This is a genomic window from Nonomuraea spiralis (genome assembly GCF_014648435.1).
Lineage (GTDB): Bacteria > Actinomycetota > Actinomycetes > Streptosporangiales > Streptosporangiaceae > Nonomuraea > Nonomuraea spiralis.
Genome location: NZ_BMRC01000049.1, coordinates 43,850 through 51,190 on the forward strand (window position 1 = coordinate 43,850; position 7,341 = coordinate 51,190).

A 7,341-nucleotide genomic window follows, 5' to 3' on the forward strand; every position below is an offset into this window, starting at 1 on the left:
GGAGCGGGGATGAACACGTCAGGAGTGTCTGTTCGGAGGGGCTTGCGCCGCGATCCCGCGGGCGATCAGGTCGTCCGCGTCGACGCCGGCCTCGTCGAGAAGGGCGCGGGTGTGCTGACCGAGCGCGGGGACGTCACCCATGCGCGCCTCGACGTCGGCGAACGTCACAGGCGGCAGAAGGGCGTTGACCTGGGCGTGCTCGGTGCCGACCGCCCGCCAGCGGTCCCGGGCACGTAGCTGAGGGTGGTCGACGACCTGGTCGATCTCCTTGAGCTGGGCAGCCGGGACGCCGGCCGCGGCCAGCCGGGCGTCGAGCTCGGGGGTGGTCCAGCGAGAGGTGCGGGCCGCGACTGCGGCGTCGCATTCAGCGCGGTTGCGCACCCGCTGGACATTGGTGGCGAAGCGCGGGTCGTCGGCGAGTTCGGGGGCGTCGAGGACGGCGGTGACGAGGGCGCGCCATCCGGCGTCGTTCTGGACTCCGATCAGCACCTGCCCGTCGCGGGTCGGGAACGCGTCGTACGGAGCGATCGAACTGTGGCTCAAGCCCATCCGCGCAGGTTGCGTCCCGGCGTACATCTGGGTGTAGAGGGCGTACCCCATCCACTCGACGGTGGCCTCGAACATCGAGACCTCGATGGTGGCCCCCGCACCGGTGCGGCACCGGCGCAGCAGCGCCGCCAGCACGGCCTGAGAGCAGTACATGCCGGCGGCGATGTCCGCGGTGGGGATGCCGGTCTTCGCCGGTGACTGCGGGGTGCCGGTGATCGAGATGAGGCCGGCCTCGGCCTGGATCAGCATGTCGTAGGCCTTACGCTGTTCCATCGGGCCACCCGCGCCGAATCCGGACAGGTTGACCGTGACGAGCTCAGGCTGCCCGGCACGGAGATCTCCGAGGCCGAGACGATCGGCGGCGCCAGGAGCGAGGTTCTGCAGGAACACATCGGCCCTGGCGACGAGCCGGCGGACGACGTCGCATCCCTCGGGCGTCTTCAGGTCGACGGCGATCGACTCCTTGCCGCGGTTGAGCCAGACGAAATGCGCCCCCGTCCCGTGCACGGCGTGGTCGTAGCCCCGGGCGAAGTCGCCGCCGTCCGTACGCTCGACCTTGATGACGCGCGCACCCAGGTCGGCGAGGTTGCGCGTAGCCAGGGGAGCGGCGACGGCCTGCTCGACGGCGACGACGGTGAACCCGTCGAGCGGGCGATTCATGACCGCCTCCTCTTCTCGGCCCGGACGAGGCCGCCGCCGACGATCAGACGCTGGATCTCGCTGGTGCCCTCGTACAACCGCAGCAGCCGGACATCGCGGTAGATGCGCTCGACCGGGACCTCGCGGATGTAGCCGCTGCCGCCGTGGACCTGTACCGCCAGATCGGCGGCCTGGCCGGCCATCTCGGTGCAGAACAACTTCGCCGCCGACGGCGCGATCCGGCGGTCCTCGCCGGTCACGTACAACCGTGCGGCCTCACGGACCAGTGCCCGGCCCGCGAGCACGCCGGTCTGCTGGTCGGCGATCATCGCCTGTACGAGCTGGAAGTCCCCGATCGGCGTGCCACCCTGGGTGGCGGTGGCGGCGTAGGCGACCGACTCGTCCAGCGCCCGCTGCGCGGCGCCGACGGCGACGCCGGCGATGTGGATCCGGCCGCGGGCCAGCGACGTCAGCGCCGCCTTGTACCCGACTTCTCCGTCGTCGCCCACCAGCGCCTCGGGTCCCACGCGGACCTGTGAGAAGGTCACGTCCGCCGTACGCGAGCCCTCCTGCCCCATCTTGGCGTCCTTCGCGCCGACCTGGACGCCCGGCGCGTCCGAGGGCACCAGGAACACCGCGATACCCGTGCCGGGGTCCGACGCGGGCCGGATGCGGGCGAACACCACGAACAGGCCGGCTTCGGTGGCGTTGGTGATGAACTGCTTGCCGCCGTCGATGATCCAGCCTTCGCCGTCCGGTTTCGCGATGGTCCGCAACCCGGCCGGGTTGGACCCGGCGCCGGGCTCGGTGAGCGCGAAGGACGCGACCACCTCACCGGACGCAAGGCCGGGCAGCCACCGCGCCTGCTGCTCCGTGGTGCCGAAGCCGACCAGCACCTGTCCGGCGATGCCGTTGTTCGTGCCGAACATCGACCGCAGCGACAGTGACGTGTAGCCCAGCGCCATGGCGACTTCGACGTCCTGGACGAGGTCGAGGCCGAGCCCGCCCCAGGCCTGGGGGATCGCGTACCCGAACAACCCCATGGCGGCGGCCTGCTCTCGCAGGTCGGTGGGAATGGCGTCCGTCGTCATGATCTCCAGTTCGCGAGGCATGACGCGAGTGCGCACGAAGTCGTTGATCTGGCTGAGGACGTCCGCGAAGACGTCGTCGGGGACGTCGGGATTGCCGGTGTACATGGCTCCCACTATCGAACGCTGATTAAGACCAGTCCAATACCTAATCGAGTGCTCTGTGATACTGTTCTGGTAAATATGGACGTACAGCAGCTCCGCTCCTTCCTCGCGGTGGCCGAGGAACTGCACTTCGGCCGGGCCGCCGAGCGGCTGCACATGGCCCAGCCCCCGCTGAGCCGCACCATCAAGCAGCTGGAGCGCGAACTCGGGACCCAGCTGTTCGAGCGCAACACCCGGTCGGTGAGCCTGACCGCCGCCGGTCAGGCGCTCGCCGGCCCGGCGAAGGACGTCCTGGACGCGCTACGTCGAGCAGAGGCAGCGGTACGGGCGGCCGGGGACGGTCAGGTCGGGCTGGTCCGGATCGCGTTCGCCGGGGTGTCGACCCATTCCCTGGTCGCCAAGCTCGCCCGTGTGGTGCGATCGCGGCGCCCCGGCATCCAGCTGGAGTTGTCGAGCCAGAACTTCGCGCAACCGGCGATGAAGAAGCTCGTGCAGGGCGACACCGACATCGCCCTCGGCCGCTGGGACGTCGTCCCCGCCGAGGTGGTCGCCCGGGTCGTCGTACCCGATGCGCTGTCGGTCGCGCTCCCGGACACCCACCCTCTGGCCGGCGCCCGCCGGGTGGAGATCGGACAACTGGCCGACGACGGCTTCGTGTCGTTGCCGCCGTACGAGGGCGCGGTGTTGCCGGACCGGTTGCGGCGCCTGGCCCATGCCGCGGGATTCGTCGCGAACGTCGTCCAGGTCGCACCCGATACGCAGACCGCGCTCGCGCTCGTGAGCGCGCAGGTCGGATGCCATCTGACGCTCTCGTCGGTGGCGCGGAACGTCACCGACCCGCACATCGTGTTCGTGCCTCTCCACGCGCCGCCGCAGAACGTCGACCTGCGGGCGGCCTGGCGCCGTGACGATCGCAGCCCCGCGCTACGGGCAGTGCTGGACGAGCTGCTGACGCTCGAAGGAGCCGCTGGCCCTCTGGCGTGAATGAGGGCGGGAACCGCAGGCCGACCACGTTGTCGGTCTTGTAGCGGGTGAACGGTGAGCCGATCGTGCTCTCGTTCAGGCAGGCCATCGACGCGGCCCGCGACACACCTGCCTTGTCCGCCAGAACCGCGACACCGAGGTGAACCGCGGGTTCTTCACACTGGTGTCCGCCCGAGTCGACGCTGGAGCCCGGGCGAGGCCGGCCCGGCTGTTGCTGGTCGACTCCATCACCCGGCGCAGCGCGTACGACGGGTTGCTGGAAGTGTTCGGTGATGTTCCGGACGGCGTCCGCGAGGCCGTCACACCTGCCGAACCTGACGCAGCCGATCCGCCGACGGACGGCGCGAGCACCGCTCCCGCCGCGAGCGCGGGCTCCGGATCCGGGGAGGTTGCCGAGCGGGCGGGCCGGCTGGTGTTGAAGGCCACTGGTGGAGGCCGGCGGCCTGGACCGGTCAGTGATAGGACATGTGATAGACGTACGGGACCGCCCCCTGGTCGAAGCGGACGAAGAACACGTCCACCCTGCCCGGCCCCCAGGACGCGGCGGCTGGGGCGCGCTGCTCGTCGAGGGGCCCGGTGGCGGTGTGGTCCAGCGGTTCGGCAGGACGGTCCCAGCCGTGGCCGCTGGTGTTCCATCGCCGATCGACCAGGCGCCCTCCGGAGTTGTAGAACACGTGGAGCGACCCGAACCGGTCGGCGACCGCTGCCGGGTCGCACGTGAGAGAGTCGCCCAGGTCCTCCTCCGCACCCCGCGCCCCGGCATCCAGCCATTGGTGCATGAGATGGTTCGCGGGGGATCGGTAGAAGACGTCCAGCCGTCCTTCGCCCCAGGACGCGGCCGTGGGCCGCCCCTGCACAGTCCCGCCCCAGTCCTCCTCGCCGGACCAGACACCGCCGCTCCAGCGGCGGTGCAGGAGGTGGCTGCCTCCGCTCGCGGTGGTGTAGAACACGTGCAACTGGTCCGACGCGGGCCACCCCACGGCGCAGAGCCCGTTGATCGACCCCCAGCCCAGGTTCTCGGGCGCCGTCCACGACTGCCCGTTCCACCAGCGATGCCAGGGGCCCGTTCCCGGGTGCGCGTAAAGGAAGTCCAGATGCCCCGGGCCCAGCGAGCTGAGGGCCATCGAGCCGATGGCGGGGGAGTCACCGCTCCCGTCGCCCGGCCCCGCCGGCCCCGGCTGGGACTCGAACGCCGCCCCGGTCCAGGCCGACCTGGCGATCTTCTTGAAGTCCGAGAACGAGCTCCATGCCGCGTCGATGCGGTTGGTCCCCCATGAGACGGCGGTCATCGCCGGTATCGGGACACCGTGGCTCATGCCGATCCCGCGCCGCTCCGACCAGCCCGGCAAGTGTGGCATCGGAGCTGGAGCCGGGACGACCGTCGCCGTCGCCCGTACGTCCGTGAAGGCCCCGTGCGGGGCGATGGTCCGCAACATGTACGTGTAGTCGCCCGGCCCGCCCACGTGATCGGTGAACCGTCCCGGGTCGGAGGCCCCGGGCGAGCTGAACAACCTCACCTCCGGCCCAAGCCGGACCACGAACAGCTCCCTCACGGCCGCCGCGTCGACGCGGTCCCAGGTCAGTTCGACGGTCCCGCCGATGCTCCCGAGTGCGCGGAAATGGCCGGCGGGCGGCGGTGGCGGCTCCACCGGAACGGTCGCCGAGGGCAGGGTACGCGCCTGGAAGCTGTTGGCCGCGATCACTCCTCCCGGGTACACGCACGCCACGATGAACGTCATCTGACGGTCGCTGGGCAGGTTCGTCCAGGTGTACCGGCCACCCCACCCGCCGATCGAGGGATCGGCCGTGAACACGGCGAGGTCGACGTCGATCGTGACCCGCAGGTCGAACGGGTTCACCCAGATGCGGTAGCCCAGCGGCGTGTCGCCGTTGGGCACCCAGGTGCTGACGACGCTGTTCGAGTTGCTCGACCACGGGCCGAATGTCGGGGCCACCTGAGCCATGACCGTGCTCCCTTCTGTCGGACGACCGGACCTACGGCAGGTGGGGCATCGGCGCGGGAGCCGCCAGGTCCGGGATGAGGCTGCGGACCCTGTTACGTGCGCTCTCGGCCGTGCCGTTGGAGCTGTTGGCGATGACGGCGAGGAAGCACTCGTCCTCCCCCTCGGGGACGATCACGATCGTCACGTTCACCTGGTCGTTGCCGCCCAGGACGAAGTACTCGTCGCCGGCCGGGTCGCTCCAGACCTCGTATCCGGCCGTGCTCAGCGCGGTCATCGCCTGCGCCCGCGCTGCGGCCCGCGTGTAGCGGCGGCGCATCGTGCCCCAATGCGTGTCCATGGATTCTCCTGCCCGACAGCTGTTGATCTTCTGGAGTCGTTCCAGAACCAGCCTCCGCCGCCGGACGCCGCCCGGCATGAGTAGTCCCTACTCATTCGGGTGCGCCGACGCCGCGGGCACCCGGTGACAGGTTCACCAGGGTGGACGGGAACCCACCGTCAAACGGTCACCGCGCCGTCCGAGGCCGCCCGCCGACGGCGTTCCCGGGCATTCTGCGAACGTTCATGACCTCATCACGCCGTCGCCGCAGCGAAGGGCGGACGGGCCTCTAGCCTCGCCAAGGTCATTTCACACTTACAGAGCGGAACATCCCGTGCGTTGTCGCCATGCCCTGGCAAGTCTGGCTTTCGTTTCCGTGCTCGCCGCTCCGGCGGCCGCCCATGCCTCGACGGCCGGCGGCCCCGGCGTGCTGCCCCAAAAGACCCACTTCGACCTGCAAGCCCACCGCGGCGGCCTCGGCATGACGACCGAGGAGTCACTTGAGGGGTTCACCAAGGCCCTGCGCCTCGGGGTCAGCACTCTTGAGCTGGACACCCATGTGACCAAGGACCTGAAAGTGGTGGTCAACCACGACCGGCAGATCAGCGCCCAGAAGTGCCAGGACACCGCGCCCCTCACCCCCGGGGACCCGATGTTCCCCTACGTCGGCAAGTTCATCAAGGACCTGACCCTGGCCCAGATCAAGACCATGAACTGCGGGTACCGGCAGCTGCCCGGCTTCCCCGAACAGGAGGTGGTCGACGGCTTCCGGATGGTCGAACTCAAGGACGTGCTGAACCTCGTCAGGGCTCACCGGGCCAAGCAGGTCAAGCTGAACATCGAGACCAAGGTCGAAGCGGGCGCACCGCAGCAGACCGCGCCGCGCGAGCTGTTCGTACGCCGCGTGTTCGAGGAGATCCGCGCCTCGGGTATCGAGGACCAGGTCACCATCCAGTCCTTCGACTGGGGCGCGTTGATGGAGATGCACCGGCTCGCGCCGGAATGGCCGCTGGTGGCCCTGACCAACTACGACTTCCTCCAGATCGGCAAGCCGGGCGCTTCCCCCTGGCTCGGCGGGATCGACGCCGACGACTTCGGCGGCGACTTCGTCAGCGCCGCCGCCGGCATCCCGGGCGTCACCGCCCTGTCCCCGGTGTACGGCTTCCCCCAGAACGGCACGATCAGCGATCCCGCCTTCCGCTTCTACGTCACCGAGAAGATGGTGTCGGACGCGCACGAGCGCGGTCTGAAGGTCATCCCGTGGACGTGCGACGACCCGGCCACCATCGCGGCCCTCATCGACATGGGCATCGACGGCATCATCACCGACTACCCGGACCGGGTCCGGCAGATCATGGCCGAGCGCGGCATGCGCCTGCCCAAGTCCTACGCCAAGTAACCGTCGACCGCCCTTCAGCGGTCTCGCGAAGCAGGTGGCTCGCCCGAGGCCTTGTCAGGCCATCGTGCCGGTCCGCGGCCGGCGCGGAGAACCCCCGTCGGCCGCACCCTCACTCTCCGAACAGCTCCTGCCGGGAGCTTCAACCATGCGATCCAGAAGTCCGTCTCGTTCAACCAGACGGTGAGCCATCCAGTGAGGTGATCTCAGAGAAATAATTCGGACGATTGCGGATTTCCGGGACGTCGGCGGTGGCGTTTCCGGGCCTTTCGGGAGAAGTCGTCGAAGGCCGGAGGCAGA

Annotated in this window: 6 protein-coding genes; 2 read left to right on the forward strand and 4 right to left on the reverse strand. The window is 69.7% G+C overall.

Going from position 1 to position 7,341, the window contains the following annotated elements; translation table 11 throughout:
- Nucleotides 1-18: 18 nt before the first annotated feature.
- Together IEZ27_RS50680 and IEZ27_RS50685 are read right to left on the reverse strand one after the other, a co-directional pair.
- Nucleotides 19-1,209, reverse strand: coding sequence for a CaiB/BaiF CoA transferase family protein (locus IEZ27_RS50680; protein ID WP_189653833.1), 1,191 nt, complete (start codon nt 1,207-1,209; stop codon nt 19-21).
- On the reverse strand, nt 1,206-2,384 hold the full coding sequence (locus tag IEZ27_RS50685) for an acyl-CoA dehydrogenase family protein (protein ID WP_189653834.1): 1,179 nt from the start codon (nt 2,382-2,384) through the stop codon (nt 1,206-1,208). Before IEZ27_RS50685 ends, IEZ27_RS50680 begins: the two co-directional genes overlap by 4 nt.
- 75 nt (nt 2,385-2,459) lie before the next feature.
- On the opposite strand from IEZ27_RS50685, the gene IEZ27_RS50690 reads away from it, so the two are divergent.
- Nucleotides 2,460-3,365 carry a LysR substrate-binding domain-containing protein gene (locus IEZ27_RS50690; RefSeq protein ID WP_189653835.1) on the forward strand — a complete coding sequence of 302 codons (906 nt, stop codon included), beginning with the start codon at nt 2,460-2,462 and terminating at the stop codon, nt 3,363-3,365.
- Between the two features lie 452 nt (nt 3,366-3,817).
- Here the strand turns inward: IEZ27_RS50690 and IEZ27_RS50695 are convergent, their stop codons facing one another.
- Together IEZ27_RS50695 and IEZ27_RS50700 are read right to left on the reverse strand one after the other, a co-directional pair.
- Nucleotides 3,818-5,329, reverse strand: coding sequence for a hypothetical protein (locus tag IEZ27_RS50695; protein WP_189653836.1), 1,512 nt, complete (start codon nt 5,327-5,329; stop codon nt 3,818-3,820).
- Nucleotides 5,330-5,360: 31 nt separating this feature from the next.
- Nucleotides 5,361-5,666, reverse strand: coding sequence for a hypothetical protein (locus IEZ27_RS50700; RefSeq protein ID WP_189653837.1), 306 nt, complete (start codon nt 5,664-5,666; stop codon nt 5,361-5,363).
- Nucleotides 5,667-6,021: 355 nt separating this feature from the next.
- Between IEZ27_RS50700 and IEZ27_RS50705 the strand changes: the two genes are divergently transcribed.
- Nucleotides 6,022-7,044: a glycerophosphodiester phosphodiesterase family protein gene (locus tag IEZ27_RS50705; protein WP_229825079.1), complete on the forward strand. Its 1,023-nt coding sequence runs from the start codon at nt 6,022-6,024 to the stop codon at nt 7,042-7,044.
- Nucleotides 7,045-7,341: the final 297 nt, after the last annotated feature.

Excerpts from the sequence above, each read along its gene's own strand:
- IEZ27_RS50680 (WP_189653833.1), bottom strand. The coding sequence starts at position 1,209 with ATGAATCGCCCGCTCGACGGGTTCACCGTCGTCGCCGTCGAGCAGGCC.
- IEZ27_RS50690 (WP_189653835.1), top strand. The coding sequence starts at position 2,460 with ATGGACGTACAGCAGCTCCGCTCCTTCCTCGCGGTGGCCGAGGAACTG.
- IEZ27_RS50685 (WP_189653834.1), bottom strand. The coding sequence starts at position 2,384 with ATGTACACCGGCAATCCCGACGTCCCCGACGACGTCTTCGCGGACGTC.
- IEZ27_RS50700 (WP_189653837.1), bottom strand. The coding sequence starts at position 5,666 with ATGGACACGCATTGGGGCACGATGCGCCGCCGCTACACGCGGGCCGCA.
- IEZ27_RS50695 (WP_189653836.1), bottom strand. The coding sequence starts at position 5,329 with ATGGCTCAGGTGGCCCCGACATTCGGCCCGTGGTCGAGCAACTCGAAC.